The organism is Flavobacterium sp. Root186 (assembly GCF_001428525.1).
Taxonomy (GTDB): Bacteria; Bacteroidota; Bacteroidia; order Flavobacteriales; family Flavobacteriaceae; genus Flavobacterium.
Genome location: NZ_LMHW01000013.1, coordinates 715,078 through 738,386, shown reverse-complemented (window position 1 = coordinate 738,386; position 23,309 = coordinate 715,078). Strand labels below are relative to the sequence as shown.

Annotated in this window: 21 protein-coding genes and 2 pseudogenes; 12 read left to right on the top strand and 11 right to left on the bottom strand. The window is 33.5% G+C overall.

Annotated features, from left to right (window positions below; all coding sequences use genetic code 11):
* Positions 1–90 precede the first annotated feature (90 nt).
* From ASD98_RS16555 to ASD98_RS24430, 4 genes and pseudogenes are all read right to left on the bottom strand, one after another.
* Positions 91–1,443 carry a DEAD/DEAH box helicase gene (locus ASD98_RS16555; RefSeq protein ID WP_056206563.1) on the bottom strand — a complete coding sequence of 451 codons (1,353 nt, stop codon included), beginning with the start codon at positions 1,441–1,443 and terminating at the stop codon, positions 91–93.
* A 168-nt stretch (positions 1,444–1,611) separates the two neighbouring features.
* A complete protein-coding gene (locus ASD98_RS16550; RefSeq protein ID WP_056206344.1) occupies positions 1,612–2,376 on the bottom strand; it encodes a TIGR02757 family protein in 765 nt (254 codons plus the stop codon).
* 144 nt (positions 2,377–2,520) lie between these two features.
* Positions 2,521–2,970 (bottom strand): annotated as a pseudogene (locus ASD98_RS24435) (ABC transporter ATP-binding protein); the annotation flags it as partial.
* 204 nt (positions 2,971–3,174) lie between these two features.
* Positions 3,175–3,399 (bottom strand): annotated as a pseudogene (locus ASD98_RS24430) (ATP-binding cassette domain-containing protein); the annotation flags it as partial.
* A gap of 114 nt (positions 3,400–3,513) precedes the next feature.
* Between ASD98_RS24430 and ASD98_RS16540 the strand changes: the two are divergent.
* On the top strand, positions 3,514–4,233 hold the full coding sequence (locus tag ASD98_RS16540) for a phosphodiester glycosidase family protein (protein ID WP_056206341.1): 720 nt from the start codon (positions 3,514–3,516) through the stop codon (positions 4,231–4,233).
* A 92-nt stretch (positions 4,234–4,325) separates the two neighbouring features.
* Positions 4,326–4,622 carry a hypothetical protein gene (locus ASD98_RS16535; RefSeq protein WP_056206339.1) on the top strand — a complete coding sequence of 99 codons (297 nt, stop codon included), beginning with the start codon at positions 4,326–4,328 and terminating at the stop codon, positions 4,620–4,622.
* Here the strand turns inward: ASD98_RS16535 and ASD98_RS16530 are convergent.
* The 6 genes from ASD98_RS16530 to ASD98_RS16505 all read right to left on the bottom strand — a co-directional run bounded on the left by ASD98_RS16530 (position 4,619) and on the right by ASD98_RS16505 (position 9,560).
* A complete protein-coding gene (locus ASD98_RS16530) occupies positions 4,619–4,921 on the bottom strand; it encodes a DUF6787 family protein (RefSeq protein WP_053473691.1) in 303 nt (100 codons plus the stop codon). The genes ASD98_RS16535 and ASD98_RS16530 overlap by 4 nt on opposite strands.
* 30 nt (positions 4,922–4,951) lie before the next feature.
* Positions 4,952–5,392, bottom strand: coding sequence for a DUF6146 family protein (locus ASD98_RS16525; protein WP_056206337.1), 441 nt, complete (start codon positions 5,390–5,392; stop codon positions 4,952–4,954).
* Between the two features lie 190 nt (positions 5,393–5,582).
* The gene (locus tag ASD98_RS16520; protein WP_056206335.1) at positions 5,583–6,146 is read right to left on the bottom strand and encodes a DUF937 domain-containing protein; all 564 of its coding nucleotides are present in this window, start codon (positions 6,144–6,146) and stop codon (positions 5,583–5,585) included.
* Between the two features lie 103 nt (positions 6,147–6,249).
* Positions 6,250–7,200 (bottom strand): D-2-hydroxyacid dehydrogenase, encoded by a 951-nt coding sequence (locus ASD98_RS16515; protein WP_056206562.1) that lies wholly within the window; start codon positions 7,198–7,200, stop codon positions 6,250–6,252.
* Positions 7,201–7,323: 123 nt separating this feature from the next.
* Entirely contained in the window at positions 7,324–8,394 is a 1,071-nt protein-coding gene (serC, locus tag ASD98_RS16510) for a 3-phosphoserine/phosphohydroxythreonine transaminase (protein ID WP_056206333.1), read from the bottom strand.
* A gap of 92 nt (positions 8,395–8,486) precedes the next feature.
* Positions 8,487–9,560, bottom strand: a complete 1,074-nt coding sequence (locus ASD98_RS16505; protein WP_056206330.1) for an acyl-CoA reductase — start codon at positions 9,558–9,560, stop codon at positions 8,487–8,489.
* A 159-nt stretch (positions 9,561–9,719) separates the two neighbouring features.
* Between ASD98_RS16505 and ASD98_RS16500 the strand changes: the two genes are divergently transcribed.
* Positions 9,720–10,073: a 4Fe-4S dicluster domain-containing protein gene (locus ASD98_RS16500; RefSeq protein WP_056206329.1), complete on the top strand. Its 354-nt coding sequence runs from the start codon at positions 9,720–9,722 to the stop codon at positions 10,071–10,073.
* 161 nt (positions 10,074–10,234) lie between these two features.
* A complete protein-coding gene (locus ASD98_RS16495; RefSeq protein WP_056206327.1) occupies positions 10,235–11,392 on the top strand; it encodes a hypothetical protein in 1,158 nt (385 codons plus the stop codon).
* Between the two features lie 129 nt (positions 11,393–11,521).
* Here ASD98_RS16495 and ASD98_RS16490 read toward each other — a convergent pair whose 3' ends face one another.
* Positions 11,522–14,155, bottom strand: a complete 2,634-nt coding sequence (locus ASD98_RS16490; protein ID WP_056206560.1) for a TonB-dependent receptor — start codon at positions 14,153–14,155, stop codon at positions 11,522–11,524.
* A 294-nt stretch (positions 14,156–14,449) separates the two neighbouring features.
* Between ASD98_RS16490 and ychF the strand changes: the two genes are divergently transcribed.
* From ychF to ASD98_RS23855, 8 genes are all read left to right on the top strand, one after another.
* Positions 14,450–15,544 carry a redox-regulated ATPase YchF gene (ychF, locus tag ASD98_RS16485; RefSeq protein WP_053473683.1) on the top strand — a complete coding sequence of 365 codons (1,095 nt, stop codon included), beginning with the start codon at positions 14,450–14,452 and terminating at the stop codon, positions 15,542–15,544.
* 330 nt (positions 15,545–15,874) lie between these two features.
* Entirely contained in the window at positions 15,875–16,552 is a 678-nt protein-coding gene (locus tag ASD98_RS16480; protein WP_056206325.1) for a TIGR02117 family protein, read from the top strand.
* Between the two features lie 282 nt (positions 16,553–16,834).
* Positions 16,835–17,752, top strand: a complete 918-nt coding sequence (locus ASD98_RS16475) for a YihY/virulence factor BrkB family protein (RefSeq protein ID WP_056206323.1) — start codon at positions 16,835–16,837, stop codon at positions 17,750–17,752.
* A gap of 106 nt (positions 17,753–17,858) precedes the next feature.
* On the top strand, positions 17,859–18,383 hold the full coding sequence (locus ASD98_RS16470) for an NADPH-dependent FMN reductase (protein WP_056206322.1): 525 nt from the start codon (positions 17,859–17,861) through the stop codon (positions 18,381–18,383).
* Between the two features lie 3 nt (positions 18,384–18,386).
* Positions 18,387–19,367, top strand: a complete 981-nt coding sequence (locus tag ASD98_RS16465) for a transglutaminase domain-containing protein (RefSeq protein ID WP_056206320.1) — start codon at positions 18,387–18,389, stop codon at positions 19,365–19,367.
* A gap of 81 nt (positions 19,368–19,448) precedes the next feature.
* Positions 19,449–20,624: a nicotinate phosphoribosyltransferase gene (pncB, locus tag ASD98_RS16460; RefSeq protein ID WP_056206318.1), complete on the top strand. Its 1,176-nt coding sequence runs from the start codon at positions 19,449–19,451 to the stop codon at positions 20,622–20,624.
* A 161-nt stretch (positions 20,625–20,785) separates the two neighbouring features.
* Positions 20,786–22,654, top strand: coding sequence for a DNA topoisomerase IV subunit B (locus ASD98_RS16455; RefSeq protein WP_056206316.1), 1,869 nt, complete (start codon positions 20,786–20,788; stop codon positions 22,652–22,654).
* Between the two features lie 283 nt (positions 22,655–22,937).
* On the top strand, positions 22,938–23,288 hold the full coding sequence (locus tag ASD98_RS23855) for a hypothetical protein (protein ID WP_128414852.1): 351 nt from the start codon (positions 22,938–22,940) through the stop codon (positions 23,286–23,288).
* Positions 23,289–23,309 lie beyond the last annotated feature (21 nt).

Here is a 23,309-nt window from a genome sequence, read left to right as displayed (position 1 = left end):
GCTCAAAAGAAAATTTAAATTTTTCTTTTGAGCATTTTTTTCTCTAGTTCAAATCTTTGTTCCTCTGAACCTTTGTCCCTTAAAAAAAAACTATTTATCCTTATCTTTTCTCTTCTTATCTCTCGTTTTTAACATATTTCGATTGACAGAACCGTGGGTTTTCTTTTTTGTTTTTGAAGGCCCTCCTAAATTGACTTTTTTATTCTTTTTAGATTTTTCATGAAAAGCTCCGTCTCCTTCGAGTTTTACTTTTTTCATTAAAAACTTAATAGGCTGTTTGTCTTTTTCAGGTTCGATTAATTTTGATGAAACTTCAACTTCTTCAGGAAAATCAGTAATATCAAGTTCCTGGTTCATTAAAACTTCGACTTCAATTTTAAATTCCTCTTCTCTTGGCGTTACAAAGCTAATCGCTGTTCCAGTTGCATCTGCACGGCCTGTACGACCAATTCTATGCATATATAATTCTGGTAATTCCGGAAGTTCGAAGTTAATTACGTGCGAGATATCAGAAATATCCAAACCTCTCGCCATAATATCGGTTGTAATTAAACCACGCAGATTTCCTTCCTGAAATTCTGCCATTGTACTCAAACGATAATTTTGAGATTTATTGGAGTGAATTACACCAAATTGACCTTCAAAATCTTCTTCAATGCGTGTGTGAAGCATATCTGAGATCTTTTTATTATTTACAAAAACCAAAATACGACTCATGCTTTCGTCGTTCTGTAATAAATGTTTTAACAGATTTACTTTCGTATTGAAATTGGGTACGTTATAGGTAATTTGAGTAATTTTTTCAAGTGGAGTTCCAGATGCTGCAAGCGTAACTTCTTCTGGAAAATCAAAATAATCGTTTAATATATCATCAACTTCATCCGTCATTGTTGCAGAGAATAATATATTTTGACGTTTTGTTTTCATCATCGCCAAAAGTGAAGTCAGCTGTGGTCTGAAACCAAGATTCAGCATTTCGTCAAATTCGTCGATTACTAATTTTTGAGTTTCATCAAAACGAACAACTGCGTCTAGAGCTAAATCCATTGTACGGCCCGGAGTTCCAACTAAAATATCGATACCTTCGTAAACGGCTTTTTTTTGTGTATTGATGTTTACACCTCCATAAATTCCGAGTGTTTTAACCGACATGTATGTGGTTAATTTTTCTACTTCTTCTACAACCTGAACTACTAATTCGCGGGTTGGAACCAGAATTACGATCTTAGGTGTATTGGTATTAGTAAATTTGTAAAGTTTTAAAAGAGGCAGTAAATAGGCAAATGTTTTACCGGTTCCGGTTTGTGCAATTCCCATCATATCGCGTCCTGACATGATTACAGAGAAAGATTTTTCCTGAATAGGAGTAGGCGTAACAAAGCCTAATTCGTCAACAGCTTTTTGTAATGATTTTGGGAGATTGAATTTTTCGAAAGTGCTCATTTGCATTAAATTTTGTGCAAATGTACGTTAAATTCATGGTTTTTTCGTTGATTTTGTTTTTTGATAATGAAGTGTCACCCTGAGCAAAGTCGAAGGGACATGCCAATTGGGGTGTGGGCTTCGACTTTGCTCAGCCTGACAATTAGTGTGTTTTGGATTTTAAGCAGCTTAAAAGCCTTCAAAAACACCTAGGCCAAACAAAGCAAAATCATACTTTACAGGATCTATAGCATCCATTTTGCGAAGTTTTGTATCTAATTCTGCTAAAGCTTTTGCATCATTTTGCTTTCGAGAAAGAATTCCTAGTTTGCGAGCAACATTTCCGGAGTGTACATCAAGCGGACAAGATAATACAGATGGAGAAATAGTTTTCCAGATTCCTAAATCGACGCCTTTTGTATCTTGTCGAACCATCCAGCGTAAATACATATTGATTCGTTTTGCGGCAGAATTATTTAGCGGATCTGAAATATGCTTTTGAGTTCGTGGTAAATGATCGATTTCGAAAAAGATCTTTTTGAATTCGCTTATACTTTTCTGCATGCTGTCTTTTTCCTGATTTTTAGCAAAAACAGCTTCCAGTCCGTTGTGGTTTTTGTAAATGTGTTGTAAACCTTTAATGAATCCGCCAAAATCTTTTCCGTTGAAGGTGCGGTGAACGAAGTTTTCTAATTGTGCTAAATCATCTTCAGAATGTGACATTACGAAATCGTAAGGCGTATTGCCCATTAACTCCATCATTTTATGCGAATTTTTGATAATCATTTTACGATTTCCCCAAGCGATTGAAGCGCTTAAGAAACCGGCAATTTCGATATCTTCTTTTTGGGAAAATAAATGCGGAATCTGCACGGGATCACTTTCGATAAAATCCTGATTGTTATATTGAATGACTTTCTCGTCGAGAAATTCTTTGAGTTCTTTTTGATTCATTTGAAATGAAATGTTCTTAATTTATTCGAATTTCCTAGCCCTGATGGGAGCGGCATCTCCCGATTTAGAAAAACAAGGCTTTTTAGCCGTAATTTTTGTTTATCGGGAATATAGCAGACAGCAGTCCCGATAGCTATCGGGATCCTAATTACTAATCTGGCCATCGACCATAACTAATTTTCGGTCGGCCATATTGGCTAATTCTTCGTTGTGGGTTACGATTACAAAAGTCTGTCCAAATTCGTCACGAAGCTGGAAGAACAATTGATGTAAATTTTCGGCAGAATGTGTGTCGAGATTTCCAGACGGTTCATCGGCAAAAATAACATCGGGTTTATTGATTAGGGCTCTTGCTACGGCAACACGCTGCTGCTCTCCGCCTGAAAGCTCATTTGGTTTGTGATGAATTCTGTGTGATAAACCTAGATATTCGAGGATTTTTTTAGCTTCTTTTTCGGTTTCGGCTTTTGGTTTATTAGCCATAAAAGCGGGAATACAAACGTTTTCTAAAGCTGTGAATTCTGGTAATAATTGGTGAAACTGGAAAATAAATCCCAGATTTAAATTTCTAAATTCTGATAGTATTTTGTCTTGTTTACTTTTCTTTTTGAAATATCTGTTGTAGTAAATGAACATTGAAACTATTGGTAAAAATAAGGCTCCAATTGTTGTTAATCTTAAAGTTTCATCTAAGATTTTAGTTCTGAAAAACAATAAAAAAACGGCCAAAATTATAATATAAATTGAGCCTGACCAAGTTATAATTTTAAATGTTTTTTCTTCCTTTGAATTATCATTTTCAATATCCTGCAGTTTTAAAATGTTTTCACCATTAATGGTTAATGATGACTCTGAGTTTCTTTCGGGGATATCTAAAGTTCCCAGGATTTGAAGTAAAGTCGTTTTTCCGGCACCGGAAGCTCCAACAATCGAAACAATTTCGCCTTTCTTAATATGTAAATCAACTCCCTTTAAAACTTCAAGTTTATCATAGAATTTGTGTATGTTTTTTGCGTGTATCATTTAGTGAAACTGTTTTTACAAAGAAACGAAGAATCTATGGATATAAAAATGTGTTGTAACAGAATTTTATGAAGTAATTTTACGTTTACTTTTAGTAATTCAATATTTGAAAAAATGAAATTAAAAATATTTCTATTTGCATTTATAATAGGTCTTGCTGCTGTTTTTGTTAGTGCTGAACAATATTCTGATGATTTATTTTTAACTTATAAAGTTGATATTAAAAAGCAGCATTTAAGATTGTTTTGGAAAGACGAAAGAGGAAAACGATTTGAAAGTATAGAGAACCTTAAACTTTGGGCAGCCACAAAGAATCTTAAATTAGATTTTGTCATGAATGCAGGAATGTACAAGGCAGATCATTGTCCTCAGGGACTTTATATTGAAAAACAAAAAGTGTTATCTCCTTTGGATACTACAAAAGCAGATGGAAATTTTTATTTAAAACCAAATGGCGTATTTTTTATCACGACTAAAAAAGCTGCGGTAATTTGTACGACGGAAATGTTCAGGAGTAATAAAGAAATAGAATTTGCAACCCAATCTGGACCAATGCTGGTTATAGGCGGTCAAATTCATCCAGCTTTTAAAGAAGGGTCAAAAAATGTAAATATTAGGAACGGAATAGGTATTTTGCCTAATGGAAATGCAGTTTTTGTATTGTCTAAGAAAGAGGTTAATTTCTATGATTTTGCGAGTTATTTTAAAAGTTTAGGTTGCAAAAATGCACTTTATCTAGACGGATTTGTGTCTCGTGCGTATCTTCCATCACAAAACTGGATTCAAACAGATGGAGATTTTGGTGCGTTATTTGCAGTAACCAGAAACAATTAAAAGTGGAAATTTTGAAATTAAATTTAATATTGAAATAAAATGTTTATAACAAATTATTTTTAATTTCGGAACAAACTCAAATCAAACTTAAAATGCAAGACTTAAAAGTTGTAGATGACAATAGAATGTCAAAATTAATTATTGGATTAATTTTGGACGGAATTGGTATGATTTCTTTTTCGATTCCGATTCTTGGCGAATTTTCAGATGTAATTTGGGCGCCAATCGCGGCTATAATTATGACGAGAATGTATAAAGGCAGAGTTGGGAAAGTTGCCAGTGTTTTAACTTTTATTGAAGAAGCAATTCCGTTTACTGATATCATTCCTTCTTTTACACTTACCTGGATTTATACTTATTTCTTTTCAAGTGAGAGAATGAAAGTTTAGTTTTTGAATAAAAACCCTAATCCCATGTTTTTGAGCATTTTCTTTTCGAAGTTCCAAAAGAATTTGAATTGCCCAAACACAGTTCCTATTGCGACTAACAGAACCTGATAAATTGGGAAAATTATAAGCAGTCGAATTAAGGTAAACCAGCCTCCAAAATCTTCTTTGGTAATTCCCAGCCAAACACAAAATGGTTTAGACAGCCAGGCAGAAGCCGATCCTGTGATGGCAAAAACGGTAAGTATTATAATGGCTTGTAAATTTGAGGTGATTCCCCAGCGTTCTTTTAGTTTATTCATTGCTATTTGTAATGATTACAAATATAGTAATTATCTTGAAGGAACATAACCCCAAAGTTTTTGTTTGTAAGTATTTTGAAAATAAATCATGTAATTGTAAATTAAGTAGTTTACCTCGTATCCGTAATGAATGTCAGGACGATAGTTAATCGACATTTCGTACAAATCCGGACTATAACGCTGTGGCTGTAATACGCGACTATTCCACTCGGTTATGTATAGATTATTTTTGTTTTCAAGATATTCTAATGAGTGGTAATTTCTAGGGTAAGCTCTTGATGCCAGCCAGCTGCTAAAACCGTTATCAATAATTATTACTTCATATTCTAAAGAGTCATTTGCAATTCTAACAGTATCATTTATTTTTTTGTTTGAATTTGAAGCAGCATCCGTACTCGCAATGTTTTGCGAAGTTGTTGAACAAGCAATTATTGTTAGTATTAAAATTAATATGGAAATACACTTTTTCATAACCTTAAAGTTACGAAATTTTTTTTAAAAAGGTTCAAAGTGGCAAAGGTTCAAAGTGGCAGAGGTTCAAAGTGGCAGAGGTTAACTTAACTATTTATAAAATAAAAACTGATTACAATTTTGTAATCAGTTTTTAGAATTTTTTAAAAAAAACCTTTGTCACTTTGAACCTTTGCAACTTTGTACCTTATTATTTACTTCCAAACAATTTCCCAATAAACCCGGCGATACCGCCTTTGCTTTTGGTAACTACAAGTACATCGGCTACGTCAAGTTTTCCGTCGTTGTTTTGGTCAAGGCCAAATTGAGTTCCGTATTTTGAAATGGTATCCATGATCCCAGATGCTTGCCCGCTGTTTCCTGAAATCGAATTGATGATATCAGAAATCTGAAAACTGCTGTCATTTGGATCTTTTGCTTTATTTACTAATGAACCTAAAATCTGCGGAATTAAGTTTGAAGCTACACCAGAAGAATCAGCGCTGCTTAAGCCAAATTTTTCGCCCAAACTTCCAGATAATTGCTGCGAGATTTGCTGTACGACAGGATTTGAATTGTCGATAGGGGAATTTCCATTGAATAAACCAGCAAGTTGTTCGCCTCCGCCTTCAGAAGCAATTTTTTTTAAGCCTTCAAAAATAGAATTGCTTGTTTCGCTTATTACGGCTTCGTTATGCTCATTTGGGACAGCATTGTTGTTTACAACAGCATCGCCTCCGTATTGCTGTACTAATTGGGTTAATTGTTCAAACATAATATTTTAAGAGTTTAAATTATACACCAAAATTAATTAAAAAGAAAGGGATTTACTACAAATGTGTAATAAATCCCTTTAAAGATAATGTATTTTTTAATTACTAGCTTAACAAAGTAATAATTTGTGAAGCTAATTCTGTACCAATTCTGTCTTGTGCTTCTCCAGTTGCAGCTCCAATGTGCGGCGTCAATGAGATCTTAGAGTGCATTAAGATTGCCATTTCTGGTTTTGGCTCGCTTTCGAAAACGTCTAAACCTGCAAAAGCAACTTTTCCTGAGTCTAAAGCTTTTACTAAAGCTACTTCATCAATAACACCTCCACGTGCACAGTTTACAATTCCAACTCCGTCTTTCAAAATTTCAAATTCTTTTTCGCCAATGATGTAACCATCTTGTGCCGGAACGTGTAATGTGATGAAATCAGACTCTTTAAACAATGATTCTAAAGATTGAGAAACGATTGTTGTTGTAATAGATTGTCCGTCGAAAAATTCAACTTTTACATCTACCTGCGGGATAAAACTATCAGCAGCAATAACTTTCATTCCTAAACCAAGAGCCATTTTTGCTGTAGCTTGTCCGATACGACCAATACCAACAATTCCAAGCGTTTTTCCTCTTAATTCAACTCCGTTTGCGTATGCTTTTTTCAAGCCGTCAAAGTTTGAATCTCCTTCAAGAGGCATATTTCTGTTTGAGTCATGCAAGAAACGAACACCAGAAAATAAGTGTCCAAATACCAACTCAGCAACAGATTCTGAAGATGAAGCCGGAGTATTAATTACATGAATTCCTTTGCTTTTGGCATAATCAACATCGATATTATCCATACCAACACCACCACGACCGATGATTTTGATTCCAGGACAAGCATCGATAATATCTTTACGAACTTTAGTTGCGCTGCGCACTAAAATTACGCTTACATTATTTTCATTGATAAAGTTAGCTACTTGTTCCTGAGCTACTTTTGTAGTTATAACTTCAAATCCGCCTTTTTCTAAGGCTAGAATTCCACTTTTAGAAATTCCGTCATTTGCTAATACTTTCATTTTTTGTGATATTTTGTTTATTTGGTTCATCGTTTAATTATTTAATTGATGAATCAAGTATTGAGTTTTCTTTTTGGTATTTTAAACTGAGACTGAGACTGAGACTGAGACTGAGACTGAGAACTAAACTTTAGACTCCAAAGCTTTCATTACATCAACTAAAACCTGTACACTTTCAATAGGCATAGCGTTGTAAATAGAAGCTCTGTAACCACCCACAGAACGGTGTCCTGGTAATCCAGAAATATTTGCAGCTTTCCATAAAGCATCAAAAGTTTCGGTATGATCCGGGTTGTTTAATAAGAAAGTAACGTTCATTTTAGAACGATCTTCTACCGCAGCAGCGCCTTTAAATAATGGGTTTCTGTCGATTTCAGCATAAAGTAAATCTGCTTTTGCGTTGTTTAATTTTTCAACAGCAGCAACTCCGCCTTTTTCTTTAATCCATTGCAATGTTAATAACGAAACATAAACAGCAAAAACAGGAGGCGTATTGTACATACTTTCTCCTTTGATATGTTTAGCGTAATCTAACATACTAGGAATAGTTCTTCCGTTTTTACCTAAAATTTCTTCTTTAATTACAACAAGAGTAGTTCCTGCAGGTCCCATATTTTTTTGAGCTCCAGCATAGATTAAATCAAACTTAGAGAAATCTAATTGACGAGAAAAAATATCAGAACTCATGTCGCATACTACCGGAACGTTAGTCGACGGGAATTCCTGCATTTGAGTTCCAAAGATGGTATTGTTACTTGTACAGTGAAAATAATCAGCATCACTTGGTATTTCGTAACCTTTTGGAATATGTGTATAATTATCATCTTTTGAAGAAGCTACAACAATAGTTTCTCCAAAAAGTTTTGCTTCTTTAATAGCCGCAGTTGCCCACGTTCCTGAATCTAAATATGCTGCTTTTCCGTTTTCTTTCAATAAGTTATAAGGAGCCATCAAGAATGCAGTACTTGCACCACCTTGTAAAAACAAAGCCTGATATCCTTTTCCCTGAAGTCCTAATAATTCTAAAGCCAGCGAACGAGCTTCATCCATAACAGCAACAAAATCTTTGCTTCGGTGCGAAATTTCAAGAATAGATAATCCTGAATCATTAAAATTTAAAATTGCTTTTGATGCCTTCTCAAAAACTTCCTGAGGTAAAATACTAGGTCCTGCGCTGTAGTTGTGTTTTTTCATGGTTGTTGTTAATAGTCGAAATTTTAAAAACGCAAATTTCGGCAATAGGAGCTGAAAAAGCGATAAATAATTCGAAATAATTAAACATTTTTTTACTTTGTTGTTAACAAAAACGTTATAGTATCAACGTTATCTGCATAATCCCACAATCGAGGATTTTGGGTTTGACCGAATGCAACACTATTTTCGGTTAAATTGCTGCTTACAATGCATTGAATTTGCTCTGCATCAGTTTCAAGACGCGATTTTAAATCTTCGAGATTTTCATAATATTCAAAGAAAATACTCGAAATAGGCGAGGCGTAGCTTGAATCTTCTTTTAAAGTCAAAAATCCGTTATCTAATAATTTGAAATTACTCATTAAGAAAACAGCTTTGTTATAATCATAATTGTTAGCATATTTTTCATAATGAATAACATCCTGATATTTAAAAATAGCCTGAAAAAAAGCATCAAATGAATAGCCGCTTGGAACAAAAAGTTTAGAGATATTGCGGCATCCTAAACCAAAATATCTAAAAATATCTTCGCCAAGAGCTTCTAATTCTTCGTGCGTTTCTTTTCCGTTAAGAACTGCTGCCGAATTTCTGTTTTTTCGAATAATGGAAGGTTTATCTTTAAAATAATATTCAAAATAACGAGCCGTATTGTTACTTCCGGTTGCAATTACAGTATCAAAATTTTCCAGTTTTCCATCCACGAAAGTGATTTTATCTTTTAAATTTTCATCCACGGCAATTAAATACTTCGCTAAAAAAGGCAGTAAATGCTGGTCGTTTGAGGATGTTTTTACCAAAGCTTTATTTCCGGTTATTAAAACAGAAAGAAAATCATGAAAACCAACTAGCGGAATATTTCCAGCCAAAATCAAAGCAACTGTTCTTTCCTTTTTGTCATCCTGAGCGAAGTCGAAGGAATAGTTTGAAATCCATTTGCTTATGTTTTCTTCTGTCAAAGCATCAGCCCAGGATTTTATTGCAAAATATACTTGTTCCGGTGTATACCAGCCATTATGAGATTGTGATAGATGTATTAGTTTTTCAAAATCATCAAAAAAGATATCGTTATATAAAACGTCAGATTTCTGTACAGACTGCTCTTCAGAAAACTGACTTAGAAATTTTCCTAATTCAACAAAAACACTTTTTTTTGTTTCTAATGTCATAATGTTTGTTTATGAATTGTTTTGATTGTAATTTTGCACAAAAATAAGGATAAATAAGTCGAAAGTCAAAAGTCATCAGGTCAAAGTGCTGTGAATGTCTTTTTTTGATTTCTTTGACTTTAGAACTTTAAGACTTTTAACTTTAAGAATAAAAAGACAATGGCAATAATTATAACTGACGAATGCATAAACTGTGGGGCTTGCGAACCAGAGTGCCCAAATACAGCAATATATGAAGGAGCAGATGATTGGAGATATAAAGATGGAACAAGCCTAAAAGGAACTGTAATTTTACCTGACGGAACTGAAGTTGATGCTGATGATGCACAGACTCCAATTTCTGATGAAATTTATTATATCGTTCCTGGAAAATGTACAGAGTGTAAAGGTTTTCATGATGAACCTCAATGTGCTGCTGTTTGTCCTGTTGATTGTTGTGTACCAGATGATAATCATGTAGAAGATGAAGAAACCTTGTTGAACAGACAAGCGTTTTTGCATGGAGATGAATAATCTTTTTGATATTAATATAAAAATCCCGAGCCCAAACTCGGGATTTTTTTTGCTTAATTCGGAATCTTAAAAACTTATTGTGTTGGTTTGTAATATTTTATATTTTAGTGCTTATTTTTTTAATAAAAATTTAATACTTTAGATGAAAATTTAATAAGCATATGAGGAAATTCATACTTTTATTTTTTGTTTTATTTAGTTTGACAGTTTTTTCGCAGGAAGAACAATATTCTATTGTAGTAAAAGATATAGAAACACAGCTTCCTATTGAAAATGCCACAGTTGTTATTCTAAAAACAAAACAAATATTATCCAGCAATAAAGAAGGTAAAGTAACTTTTATGCTTACCGGCGGTTCTAATGTACAGGTTTCAGAAACCAATTATGAAACTCTGACGGTACGCTGGACATCTTTAAACGGAGATCAAAAATTTATTGTTTATCTAAAAAGTAATAACAACAAACTAGATGAAATTGTTCTTTCTAAGCAGTCTCCACAAAAAGTACTTCAAAAACTTGTCGATAATTCATCAAAAAAACTGGCATCCTCTTACAGACTAAAAGTTTATGTAAGGGAGTTTTTTATGCTGGATAATAAATATTCTTATTTTAATGACGGATTGGTTAATTTTCAATTTTCAGGAAGTCCTTCGACAACACTTTTGGTGGAACAAAACAGATCATATGGTTTGCTGGAAACAGATGTAAGCGCAGATTTAAGAGGTTATGATTTGAATAATATCATGAAAAATTATAATGATTTTAAATATTTTGATCCGCTTTTAGATCCGAAAGCGAAAAAAGAATATGATTTTATTATCCGCGGTCATGCTAAAAACAAGGATTATTATGTAATGTATATTACGCCTCTTGATAAAGCAAAAGAGGCTATTGATAATTTTGAGATTATTTATGATCCTGAAAAGAAACTGATTATTGAGTTTAAAATCGATATTACACCGCAGAATCTGGATAAACTTGAAGAAAAGACCGAGATGAATTCTAAAAATATTACAAGATCATTCATTAATGTTGATTATAGGGTAGACGGGGAGAATTATTATTTATTGGGCTCGAATGAAGAAATAGCTTATAATCTTATTTTGAAAGATCAGGTAAAGAAAATTCAGGTTCGCAATAGTTTTATTACGACAAATTTCAACAGACAAAATTTTACTTATAAAGAAAGTGATGTTTTTAAAGAAAAATCGCTTTTTAATAAAAGAAATAAAATCCTGACCAATTATTGGGATATTTCGGGATTTGTGGCCACAGATGAAGAAAAAGCAATTATTGCATCTTTAGATTTTAAGTTGTGAGAGAGTAAAGAGTAAAGAGTGAGCTGTATTGTAGTTTGCTTTTATTAACATAAAAAAATCCTGAACGATTAGTTCAGGATTTTTTGTTTTTAGTATTGTCAGGCTGAGCGAAGTCGAAGCCCTTTTCTTTTAAAAATTAAATCCAAGTCTTGCGTAGTAATAAGCTCCGCTGAAACCCATTTGCACAGCATCCCAATATCCACCGGCTTCTGTGTTTCCTTGTTCGTCTTGTTTTGTTGGATAAACATTAAATAAGTTGTTGCTTCCAAGACTTAATTTTAAACTTTTTGTAACCTGATAGCCTACAGTTAAATCGGTAACTAATCTTGGGTTGTATACATCATCTTCGTCAGCATAATCAACTAAAACAACTTTACTGAAACGTGTAAAAGCTACGCCGGCGTCAAACTTACTTTTTGAATACGTTAAGTTTAAACCGAATTTACTATCTGGAGCTGAAGCTAATAAGAATGCTTTTTCACGCTTTCCGAAGAAAGTAGTTTCATCTAAACCGCCATTTTTTACTTTATCAATTTTCATATCGTTGATGTTTCCAACTAATGTTGCTCCAAAATGTCCAAAATCAAATGTTTTTTTCCAAGAGAAAACTAAATCCAGACCATGAGTGCTTGTATCAACTCCGTTAGCAAAAAACTGAGCTTCAGATACACCAAGATTTAATGCACTTGCATCGAAATATCCGGTAAGAACGATACGATCTTTTACCTTAATATAATATCCGTCAACTGTTGCGGTAAAGTCCCCAAAAGTAGATGTGAAACCTAAAGAAGCATTTACAGCTTTTTCTTCATTTAATTTACCAATTCCAAAAGCTCTTGTAACCTCACTGTCATTTGGAGCCAGTAAAACCTCAGTTGCACCACTTGCATTAAAGTTAGTGAAACGTAAATTATAATAAATTTGAGCTAAAGATGGTGCACGGAAACCTGTACTTAAAGACCCTCTTAAATTAAAGTGATCACCAAGTTTTAATCTCGAAGCTAATTTTCCGTTTACAGTACTTCCAAAATCGCTGTAATTTTCAAAACGAACAGCACCGCTTACCATAAAAGCATCGGTTACATCTAACTCACCATCAGCGTATAAAGAGAAGTTGGTACGGCTTTCATTTACTTCGTTTGCAGGGCTGTAACCTGGAAAACCCTGAGAACTTCCCGGTCTTGGTTCTCCTGTCACTGGATCAATTGGTGCGCTTTGTGTAGTTGGGTCTGTAATTGGCACGCCATTAGTATCGTAAGTAGTATAAGAACCTTCTTCTCCTGCAAAAATTTCAAATTTTTCGACTCTAAATTCAGTTCCAAAAGCAATATTGAAACCGCTAAGAACGCTGTCATAGTTTTTAGAAATATCAAAATTGGTTGTGTTTTGAAGTAAACTATGCCCTCCGGCGTCAAACTCGTGTGGAGATTTTTCTTCAAGGGAAGCATTTATAGTTCCTTTAATATCGTATTGAAATTTATTGTTACCAAAAGTATTACTCAAATCAAATTTCCATCCTCCGCCAGATTCAGTTTTAATTCCCGCTGCGATCGAATTATCATTAATTTTTGATGTAATTCTTGGGGTATAACCTCCCGGATAAACAGATTCGACAACTCTTTCTCCATCATTTCTGGTAAAAGCATACGCATCTGTATCTCTAAAGTTACTTCCTCCAAAAGCATAAAACTCCGTTTTATCAGCAATTGGGATCGCAAAATTGGCAAATAAATTTACGCCCTGCATTTCTGCATCACCAAAACCTTTTCTGAAATCGTATGCTGGTCTTAATGTTTTATTTTTGTTTAAAAATTCTCCCGTGAAATTGGCATATCCGCCTTTTGTACCTAATGCTACTCCATAATTAGCAGCAATTTTTACAGATCCACCATCAAAATCCTGATCTTTTCCGTATGAATTTCCATTTCCATTTTTGTCTAATCTATAACCTTTTGTGTTTGGAGTTCCAGGAAGGAAATCACCTTTTGCGTGTGTATTGAAAACACCATAAGTAATAGATCCTGTAAGTTCGTTCACATTGTCGTTTGTTATAATATTGATAACCCCCGCAATAGCGTCAGAGCCGTATTGTGCAGCAGCACCATCACGTAAAATCTCGATTCTTTTAATAGAAGCCGCCGGAATCGCATTTAAATCTGTTCCCGTATTTCCACGGCCGCGGGTTCCAAATAAATTGATTAAAGACGATTGATGTCTTCTTTTTCCATTAATCAAAACCAAAGTCTGGTCAGGTCCCATACCTCTTAAAGAAGCGGGATCGACGTGGTCAGCGCCATCAGATCCAGATTGTTTATTGGCATTAAAAGATGGGGCAACATATTGTAATAACTGATTGATTTCAATTTTACCACTTTGAGTTGTAACATCTTTTACATTAATAACATCAATAGGAACAGCAGAATTTACAACGGTTCTTTTACTACTTCTGGAACCTGTAACGACTACATCGCTCAAAACCTGTCCGCCGCTTTCGTCTAAAGTAACATCTACTTTATCGCCCGAAGCTGATTTTTCAACTGTTGCAAAGCCTACATAGGTAAAAACAAGAGTAGCACCTTCTTTAACTTTGATTTTATAACCACCTTCAAAATCGGTAGAAACACCATTCGAAGTTCCTTTTTCTACAATATTAACACCAGGAAGCGGTGTTCCGGTTTTGTCCTTAACGACGCCCGAGACTTCTTTTTGAGCAAAAAGAAACGCTGAATTCAGCAGAAGTAAAAATAATGCAATCTTTTTCATGGTTGTTGGTTTTTTGTTTGGTTTTTTGTTGATTACTTTTATAAAAGTAATATTTTTTAACAAAAACTTAATAATAAGTTTAAAATTTTTTAAGAATTACCCTAAAATTATATTAATGCACATTTTTACTTCGCTCACGAGGTATTAAATCTTATATTTGCAAAATTTTAAAGCCAAAAAATATCATTTTGGCAGAAACAAAAAAACACACGTAAATCATAATCCATTAAAATAGAGAGTTAATGGTGAGACTTTGATAAACTCAGAGTCCAATAAAATAAATAGAAACAACAGATGAAAGCAGGAATTGTAGGATTACCAAATGTTGGAAAATCAACATTATTTAATTGTTTATCTAATGCAAAAGCGCAGAGTGCAAACTTTCCGTTTTGTACAATCGAACCTAATATTGGTGTTGTAAACGTTCCGGATCCGAGAATCAACAAATTAGAAGAATTGGTAAAACCAGAGCGTGTACAAATGGCTACTGTTGATATCGTAGATATTGCAGGTTTGGTAAAAGGGGCAAGTAAAGGTGAAGGTCTTGGAAACCAGTTTTTAGGAAACATTAGAGAATGTAATGCTATCATTCACGTTTTACGTTGTTTTGATAATGATAATATTGTTCACGTTGACGGAAACGTAAACCCAATTCGTGATAAAGAAACGATTGATATCGAATTACAGTTAAAAGATTTAGAAACAGTTGAGAAACGTTTAGAAAAAGTAAATCGTGCCGCAAAAACCGGAAATAAAGAAGCACAAACTGAAAAAGCACTTTTAGACAGAATCAGAGAGGCATTATTACAAGCCAAATCAGCTCGTACTATTACACCTCAGGGTAATGACGAAGAAGTTTTAATGGAATCTTTTCAGTTAATTACTGCAAAACCAGTATTGTACGTTTGTAATGTTGACGAAAACTCAGCTGTAAACGGAAACAAATATGTTGACCAGGTTCGTGAATTAGTAAAAGACGAAGATGCTGAAGTTATCATACTTTCAGTAGGAGCAGAAGCTGATATTACAGAATTAGAAAGCTACGAAGAGCGTCAGGTTTTCCTTGAAGATATGGGATTAACAGAGCCGGGAGCGTCAGTTTTAATTCGTGCAGCTTACAAATTATTAAAACAGCAGACTTATTTTACAGCAGGTGTAAAAGAAGTTCGTGCATGGACTATCAATATTGGAGCTACAGCACCACAAGCAGCAGGAGTTATCCACACTGATTTTGAAAAAGGTTTCATCCGTGCCGAAGTTATTTCATACGAAGATTACGTTCAATACGGTTCTGAAGCAAAAGCAAAAGAAGCTGGAAAATTTAAAGTTGAAGGAAAAGAATATGTTGTAAAAGATGGTGATGTAATGCATTTCCGTTTTAACGTATAGTTTTAGAGAATAGAAGAAAGAATCAAGAAAATAGAAAAACTGCTGGAGTAATTCAGCAGTTTTTTTGTTTTTATTATTTAAGGTTTCTATTGTCAGGCTGAGCGAAGTCGAAGCCTCGCAAAGATTAGTTTCTCTCTTTATGGAGCCTCTTGCGTATCCTTCGACTTCGCTCAGGATGACAAAAATGAGAATAAAAAATCTGTGTGAATCCGCGCTTTCGCGAAAGCGAACCCGTGAAATCCGTGTGCCATTTTCAGGAAACAAAATTTTTGGCTCAAAAATTGGTTAAAGAAAAATTACCAATTACTAATTTAAAATAAACCAATCAAAATGCTAAAAAAAACTTTCAAAATTCTAAGCTGGACACTTTTCGGAATCTTTAGTTTTCTTGTCCTTTATGTAGTATCAGTTTATCTGATTTCTAAAATTACCGTTAATTCAGATGTTGCTCAGGTTGAAGAGCAAAATGCCATTCCAATTTACATTCTTTCAAACGGTGTTCATACTGATATTGTAGTTCCCGTAAAAAACGAAATTAAAGATTGGCGAAACGAAATTCAGTTTAACCAAACGCAATCAAAAGATTCATTAATGAATTACATCGCTTTTGGCTGGGGTGATAAAGGTTTTTATTTAGATACACCGGAATGGTCAGATTTAAAAGCAAGTACTGCCTGCAAAGCCGCATTCGGAATCAGTTCATCGGCAATGCATACTACATTTTTTAAACAATTAAGAGAAGGTGAGGACTGCAAACGCATTCTGATTTCAAAAGAAAATTATCAAAGTCTGGTTAATTATATTTCAGATAGTTTCAACGATCCAATTCATCCAGAATGGATAGAAGGTCATAGTTACGGAAAGAAAGATGCTTTTTATGAAGCAAAAGGAAGTTACAGCCTTTTTTATACTTGCAATACCTGGGCAAATAATGCTTTAAAAGCGGCAAATCAAAAAGCAAGTTTGTGGACAGTTTATGATAAAGGGATTTTTTGTCATTATAAATAATGTATAGTCGCTACGGGACAATCGGTATACGTCAGTTTTTTTTGGTTACCGATATTAAATCTCTACGAGATTATTCTGTTAGTAATGAATAGGTATTTATGCATTACAGGAAATTCCGTTAGGAATTAAATATCGGCAGCCAATGTTTTTTATACACATATAAAATATTCTGCTAGGAATATATGATTGGTAGATGGAAAAAATGTAAAATTCCATTAAAAAGCAAGAATCCAAAATTTTTCATTATTGCGTAAATTTGAGAGAATATCAAAAAATCAGCAAATGAAAAATCAAAATATTTTTTCGAAATCATGGTATTTGCTAAAAAATACATTTACAGAATTTAACGATGATAATGCCATTAAATTAAGCGCTGCATTATCCTATTATACCATATTTGCATTGCCGCCTCTATTAATCATTATTATCACAATCTGCGGATTCTTTTTTGGAGAAGAAGCAGTAACCGGACAATTGTACGGGCAAATAAACAGATTGGTTGGAAATAATGCAGCCGTGCAGATTCAGGAAGCTATAAAGAATGTTCAATTGTCCGACAGTAATGTTTTTGTAACCATTTTTGGTGTTGTAATGCTCTTAATTGGGGCTTCGGGAGTTTTTGCAGAAATTCAGAGCTCTATCAATTATATCTGGGGACTGCGTGCAAAACCTAATAAGGGTTTAAAAAAGTTCATTCAAAACAGGATAATGTCATTTTCAATGATTGCTTCGGTTGGATTTTTAATGCTGGTCAGTTTAATGCTCAATGCCACTCTTGATGTTTTAAATGCACGTTTAAAATTGTATTTTCCAGACAGCACCGTTTATTTTTTTTATTTCTTAAATCTGGTTATCGTTTTTGCCAGCATCACATTATTGTTTGCTATTATATTTCGAACTTTACCTGATGGAATTATTAAATGGAAAGATGCTTTTATTGGCGCTTCGTGTACTTCAATTTTATTCATGATTGGTAAATTTGCTATTGGGCTTTATTTAGGTAATTCTACTATTGCCAGTGTTTACGGGGCTGCAGGTTCCGTAGTTATTATATTGGTCTGGGTTTATTATTCGGCGATTATATTGTATTTTGGTGCAGAATTTACCAAGGTTTATGCAAAATCCTTTGGCGGGCAGATTTCTCCAAATGATTATTCGGTAGAAATAAAAAAAGAGATTTTTGAGATTGAAAACGTATAAAATTTATTTTAGTCATAAAAGACATACTATTAAGTTTTTATTAAAATAAAACGATATGACTTTTATGGCTTAATTTTTGAAAACATCAAATTATAAATACCACAATATGAAAATAATAGCCTTTGGAGGAAGCAACAGCCGTCAATCAATCAACAAACGTTTAGCGGCTTATGCAGCAAATTTGTTTGAAAATGCCGAAGTTGAGGTTTTAGATTTAAACGATTATGCCATGCCTCTTTTTAGTGTTGATCTGGAAAAAGAAATTGGTCAGCATGAAATTGCAAAAGCTTTTCTAAATAAATTGAAAGAAGCTGATATTTTGGTTGTTTCAATGGCAGAAAATAATGGAAACTATTCTGCTGCTTTCAAAAATGTTTTTGACTGGAGTTCCAGAATTGAGAAAGATGTTTTTCAGCATATTCCCATGTTATTATTGGCAACATCTCCGGGTGGTAGAGGAGGAGCATCTGTTTTAGGAATTGCTCAAACCCTTTTTCCACGTTATGGCGGGGAAATTAAAGGATCATTTTCTTTACCTTCTTTCAATGCCAATTTCGATTTAGAAGAAAATAAAATTTCAAATCCAGAGCTAGATCAGGAATTGAAAAATATCATAAAGTCAAGTTTTTAATACATGAATACAAGAAAGATTGGTTTTATATTCCTTTTGTTGAATATCATTTTTGCCTATTCAACATTTGCACAGAAATATAATGAAGTTGATAAAATCGTTTTAAAATATCCCAAAAATTTCAACACGACAGAAAAACTGGCAGAAAAAATCGATGAGGATTTTAAATCAGATTATGATAAAGCACGCGCTATTTACAGCTGGATTGCTTTTAATATAAAGTACGATTATAATGCTTTTTTGAATCCGCAGAGAACGCAGGGATTTAGTTATTCTACTGAAGCCGAAAAACAACGCAAAATTAAAGAACTGAATGACAGATTATGGCAAAAAGCCTTTAGCTCGAAAAAAGCAGTCTGCGAAGGTTTTACAGCTTTGTACCAGCATTTAGCCGAACTAACAGGATTAAAATCTGAAATAATCAGAGGAGATTCTAAAATTTCATTAAGAGATATTGGCAGAAAAACGACTTCTTCAAACCATGCATGGAATATTGTTTTAATTGATAAAAAATGGCGTTTGATTGATGTGACTTGGGGACAGGGTTATTTTGATAATAGTAAAGGCAGAATGGTAAATGATTTTTCATCGGTTTACTTTGATACAGATCCGGATTATTTCTTCGCTAAACATTTTCCTGATTCAGGTTCTTATTTGGGAGATAAATTAGATAAAGATGCTTTTCTTAATGGGCCTTTAATTTATAACAAAACAATCGAGAACGATTTTAAAATTAAATCTCCAAATTACGGAATAATCGAAGCTAAATATGGAGATAAAATAGATGTTGAAATTAAAAATTTGAGAAAGTCCGATCAGGTTTTTTATTTAAATAAAAGGAATCAGCCCGTTCTGATTAAAAACTCAAAAGAAAAAAGAGACGGTTTAGAATTTCAAATTCTCTATGACAATAATATTGGTGAATACATTACAATTTTTGTAAACACAAATAGTATTGTTTCTTTTAAAGTGGTTCAGAAATAAAGTCAACATTGTTTATTGGCAGATTTTCTTCTTTTATTGAATTGCCGTATCTTAGCAATTCAGGAATTGAATTAATGAGATATGGAGACTACTTTTTTGAAATCGATCTTAGACAATGATTTCTATAAATTTACAATGCAGCATGCTGTAATAAGGCTTTTTCCAAAGGCAAAGGTTCGATACGGATTTATCAATCGAGGAAAACATAAATTTCCGGCTGGTTTTGCAGATTTACTTCGTCGTTCTGTAGGCGCATTGGCTGATCTTCGTTTAACTAAAGAAGAAAAAAATTATCTGTCACATTACTGCCCATATCTTGATCCGACTTATTTAGATTTTTTGCAGGGATATAGTTTCGATCCGTCAGAAGTGCAGATTAGTCAGGAAGGTTCAGAAATTAAAGTTATCGTTGAAGGGTTTTGGTATCGGACTATTCTATGGGAAGTTCCGTTAATGGCCTTAATTTCGGAGCTTTTTTATAAATCAAATCATTTAATCCGTTTAAATGATGAAGCTATTAAAAACCTCACGAAAGATAAAATCGATAATTACAATAAATTAGGAGTTTCTATTTTAGAATTCGGCACAAGACGCCGTCATTCTTATGATGTTCATAATTTGGTAAACGAAACTTTAAGAACTTTTGGAGGACAAAGTTTCATAGGGACCAGCAATGTGCATTTTGCAATGGTCAATAATAAACGTCCGTTAGGTACCCATGCACACGAATGGTTTATGTTTCATGCTGCGCAGTACGGTTTTAAAATGGCAAATTCTATAAGCTTGGAACATTGGACACAAGTTTACGGCGGTGATCTCGGAATCGCCTTAACAGACACTTACACGACAGAGATATTTTTCAATCAATTTGATAAAAAATATTCGAAGCTTTTTGACGGTGTTCGACATGACAGCGGCGATCCAATTGAGTTTGCAAAAAAAGTAATTACGCATTATACCAAAATGGGAATTGACCCAAAATCAAAAGCAATTGTTTTTTCTGATTCCTTAAATTTTGATAAAGTAAAAGCAATAGCCGGTTTCTGTCAGGACAAAATAAAAATGTCATTCGGAATTGGAACAAATTTTACCAATGATGTAGGGCTTCCAGCCATGAATATGGTGATAAAATTAACCGATACAAAACCTGATAATTCACATTGGCAAGGTGTAGTCAAACTTTCTGATGAAAAAAACAAAAATACGGGAACGCCTGAAATGATTGCTTTGGCAAAAGAAGTGTTGGGAATCAAATAGTATTTTTTTGTTTCAAGGCTGTTTTTTTCTATTTTTAAAGTTTGTATTTTTTTAAAATCAATTTAAATAGAATTCAAAGCTGTTATTATTCATAACAAAAAAAAAATACGCTTTTATTTTTTGTGTAGAAATGGTACATTAGCCAAAAATCCAATTCATTTATGCTAGAGCAAAATCAATATAACGAAGATAATATCCGATCACTCGATTGGAAGGAACATATTCGTATGCGTCCCGGAATGTACATCGGGAAACTGGGGGATGGATCTTCGCCGGATGACGGTATTTATATTCTTTTAAAAGAAGTTTTAGACAACTGTATCGATGAGTTCGTAATGGGTTCGGGAAAAACTATTGAAGTGACTATCAAGGACAAAACGGTTTCTGTTCGTGATTACGGACGTGGAATTCCGTTAGGAAAAGTAGTCGATGTAGTTTCGAAAATGAACACAGGTGGAAAGTACGATTCTAAAGCTTTCCAGAAATCGGTTGGTTTAAATGGTGTCGGAACAAAAGCGGTAAATGCTTTGTCCAATTATTTTCGTGTAGAATCAGTTCGTGATGAGAAACAAAAAGCGGCTGAGTTTTCAGGTGGAAATCTGGTTTTAGAAGAAGATATAATCGAAACTACAAAACGAAAAGGAACAAAAGTAACTTTTACGCCAGACGAAACGATCTTTAAAAATTACAAATTCCGTATGGAATATGTCATTAAAATGGTCAAAAACTATTGTTACCTAAACAATGGTTTGACGATTATTTTTAATGGAGAAAAATATATTTCTGAGAATGGTCTTCGTGATTTATTAGAAGAAACAATCAGCGAAGATGATTTAGAATATCCAATTATCCATTTAAAAGACCACGACATTGAGATTGCCTTAACGCATAGTAAAACACAATACAGCGAAGAATACCACTCTTTTGTTAACGGTCAGAATACCACACAAGGAGGAACGCACTTAGCTGCATATCGTGAAGCAGTTGTAAAAACGATTCGTGAGTTTTATAATAAGAATTTCGAAGCATCAGATGTTCGAAAATCGATTGTGAGTGCGATTAGTATTAAAGTTATGGAACCGGTTTTTGAGTCTCAGACTAAAACAAAATTAGGTTCTACAGATATGGGTTCTGATGATGGAACGCCAGCAGTTTCTGTACGTACTTTTGTAAACGATTTTGTCAAAAACAAATTAGATAATTACCTGCATAAAAATCCGCCGACTGCAGAAGCTTTGTTACGCAAAATTCTTCAGGCAGAACGCGAAAGAAAAGAATTATCAGGAATTAGAAAACTGGCAACAGATCGTGCTAAAAAAGCCAATCTTCACAATAAAAAATTAAGAGACTGCAGAGCGCATCTTCCAGATACAAAAAACCCAAGAAACTTAGAAAGCACGCTTTTTATTACGGAGGGAGATTCGGCTTCCGGATCGATTACAAAGTCGCGTGACGTAAATACACAAGCGGTTTTCAGTTTACGTGGTAAGCCTTTAAATTCATACGGAATGACTAAAAAAATTGTGTATGAAAATGAAGAATTCAATTTATTGCAAGCTGCACTTGATATCGAAGACGGATTAGAAAAACTACGTTACAACAACATCGTAATCGCAACCGATGCCGATGTCGACGGAATGCACATTCGTTTACTTTTAATTACTTTCTTTTTGCAGTTTTTCCCAGAGTTAATCAAAGAGGGACATTTGTATATTTTGCAGACACCACTTTTCAGGGTTCGAAATAAAAAAGAAACGATTTATTGTTATTCTGAAGAAGAAAGAAAAGACGCAATCGAAAAACTAAAGCCAAAACCAGAAATCACACGATTTAAAGGTTTGGGAGAGATCTCGCCAGATGAGTTCAAGAACTTTATTGGAGACACCATCAGACTTGATCCGGTTATGATGGATAAACATACTTCGATTGAGCAATTATTGTCTTTCTATATGGGAAAAAATACGCCAGACAGACAGGAGTTTATTATCAAGAATTTGAAGGTTGAGATTGATGAGCTTGAGGAGGTTTAAGATTTTTCAAAATTTTAATTTAACGAAGAAGCTTTTAATTTTAATAATCATTTCAGTCCTAATTTCATGCAATAGAAATAAAGGTTTTGAAGATGAAATTAAAGGCGAAAAAGAATTAGATTATTCAGATGCTTTTGAATTTAAATTCAAAGCCATTAAAAAGATCGAAATATTTTCTTATCCAGACCGATTAGCTTGGGATACACTAAGGCATAGAAAAGAAATTATTCGAAATAATAAGATTGATTTCGATACTTCAATGATTAATGAAAAAGTTACATTATTGAAAGAAACTCAAATAAAAGAATTATTTGAGTTGATTAAAATTCATTGTAAAGTTGAAGGCGATGTTGCTCCTTATTCAAACTGTTATATACCAAGAAATTTAATTCTTTTTTACAATGATAAAAATAGAATTATAGGACATATTGAGCTTTGTTTTGAATGTGGAACTTCTGAATCTTCTAATAATCTGAGAGAAAATTGGGATTATTGTAAAGATGATGTAAAAGACTTTTTCAAAAAATCAGGTATCAAATATTTTGTTGATTCAAAAGAAAAGGAAGAAAAAGAAAGATTGTTTTTGGATAGTTTGAAAACAACTAAAATAGTTAACAATAAAGTTTTAAAATAAAATACTGAAATAATTCAGCAT

What these genes read in the sequence shown, in the direction of transcription:
- ASD98_RS16555 (WP_056206563.1), bottom strand. Translation starts at nt 1,443, where the DNA reads ATGAGCACTTTCGAAAAATTCAATCTCCCAAAATCATTACAAAAAGCT.
- ASD98_RS16550 (WP_056206344.1), bottom strand. Translation starts at nt 2,376, where the DNA reads ATGAATCAAAAAGAACTCAAAGAATTTCTCGACGAGAAAGTCATTCAA.
- ASD98_RS16540 (WP_056206341.1), top strand. Translation starts at nt 3,514, where the DNA reads ATGAAATTAAAAATATTTCTATTTGCATTTATAATAGGTCTTGCTGCT.
- ASD98_RS16535 (WP_056206339.1), top strand. Translation starts at nt 4,326, where the DNA reads ATGCAAGACTTAAAAGTTGTAGATGACAATAGAATGTCAAAATTAATT.
- ASD98_RS16530 (WP_053473691.1), bottom strand. Translation starts at nt 4,921, where the DNA reads ATGAATAAACTAAAAGAACGCTGGGGAATCACCTCAAATTTACAAGCC.
- ASD98_RS16525 (WP_056206337.1), bottom strand. Translation starts at nt 5,392, where the DNA reads ATGAAAAAGTGTATTTCCATATTAATTTTAATACTAACAATAATTGCT.
- ASD98_RS16520 (WP_056206335.1), bottom strand. Translation starts at nt 6,146, where the DNA reads ATGTTTGAACAATTAACCCAATTAGTACAGCAATACGGAGGCGATGCT.
- ASD98_RS16515 (WP_056206562.1), bottom strand. Translation starts at nt 7,200, where the DNA reads ATGAAAGTATTAGCAAATGACGGAATTTCTAAAAGTGGAATTCTAGCC.
- serC (WP_056206333.1), bottom strand. Translation starts at nt 8,394, where the DNA reads ATGAAAAAACACAACTACAGCGCAGGACCTAGTATTTTACCTCAGGAA.
- ASD98_RS16505 (WP_056206330.1), bottom strand. Translation starts at nt 9,560, where the DNA reads ATGACATTAGAAACAAAAAAAAGTGTTTTTGTTGAATTAGGAAAATTT.
- ASD98_RS16500 (WP_056206329.1), top strand. Translation starts at nt 9,720, where the DNA reads ATGGCAATAATTATAACTGACGAATGCATAAACTGTGGGGCTTGCGAA.
- ASD98_RS16495 (WP_056206327.1), top strand. Translation starts at nt 10,235, where the DNA reads ATGAGGAAATTCATACTTTTATTTTTTGTTTTATTTAGTTTGACAGTT.
- ASD98_RS16490 (WP_056206560.1), bottom strand. Translation starts at nt 14,155, where the DNA reads ATGAAAAAGATTGCATTATTTTTACTTCTGCTGAATTCAGCGTTTCTT.
- ychF (WP_053473683.1), top strand. Translation starts at nt 14,450, where the DNA reads ATGAAAGCAGGAATTGTAGGATTACCAAATGTTGGAAAATCAACATTA.
- ASD98_RS16480 (WP_056206325.1), top strand. Translation starts at nt 15,875, where the DNA reads ATGCTAAAAAAAACTTTCAAAATTCTAAGCTGGACACTTTTCGGAATC.
- ASD98_RS16475 (WP_056206323.1), top strand. Translation starts at nt 16,835, where the DNA reads ATGAAAAATCAAAATATTTTTTCGAAATCATGGTATTTGCTAAAAAAT.
- ASD98_RS16470 (WP_056206322.1), top strand. Translation starts at nt 17,859, where the DNA reads ATGAAAATAATAGCCTTTGGAGGAAGCAACAGCCGTCAATCAATCAAC.
- ASD98_RS16465 (WP_056206320.1), top strand. Translation starts at nt 18,387, where the DNA reads ATGAATACAAGAAAGATTGGTTTTATATTCCTTTTGTTGAATATCATT.
- pncB (WP_056206318.1), top strand. Translation starts at nt 19,449, where the DNA reads ATGGAGACTACTTTTTTGAAATCGATCTTAGACAATGATTTCTATAAA.
- ASD98_RS16455 (WP_056206316.1), top strand. Translation starts at nt 20,786, where the DNA reads ATGCTAGAGCAAAATCAATATAACGAAGATAATATCCGATCACTCGAT.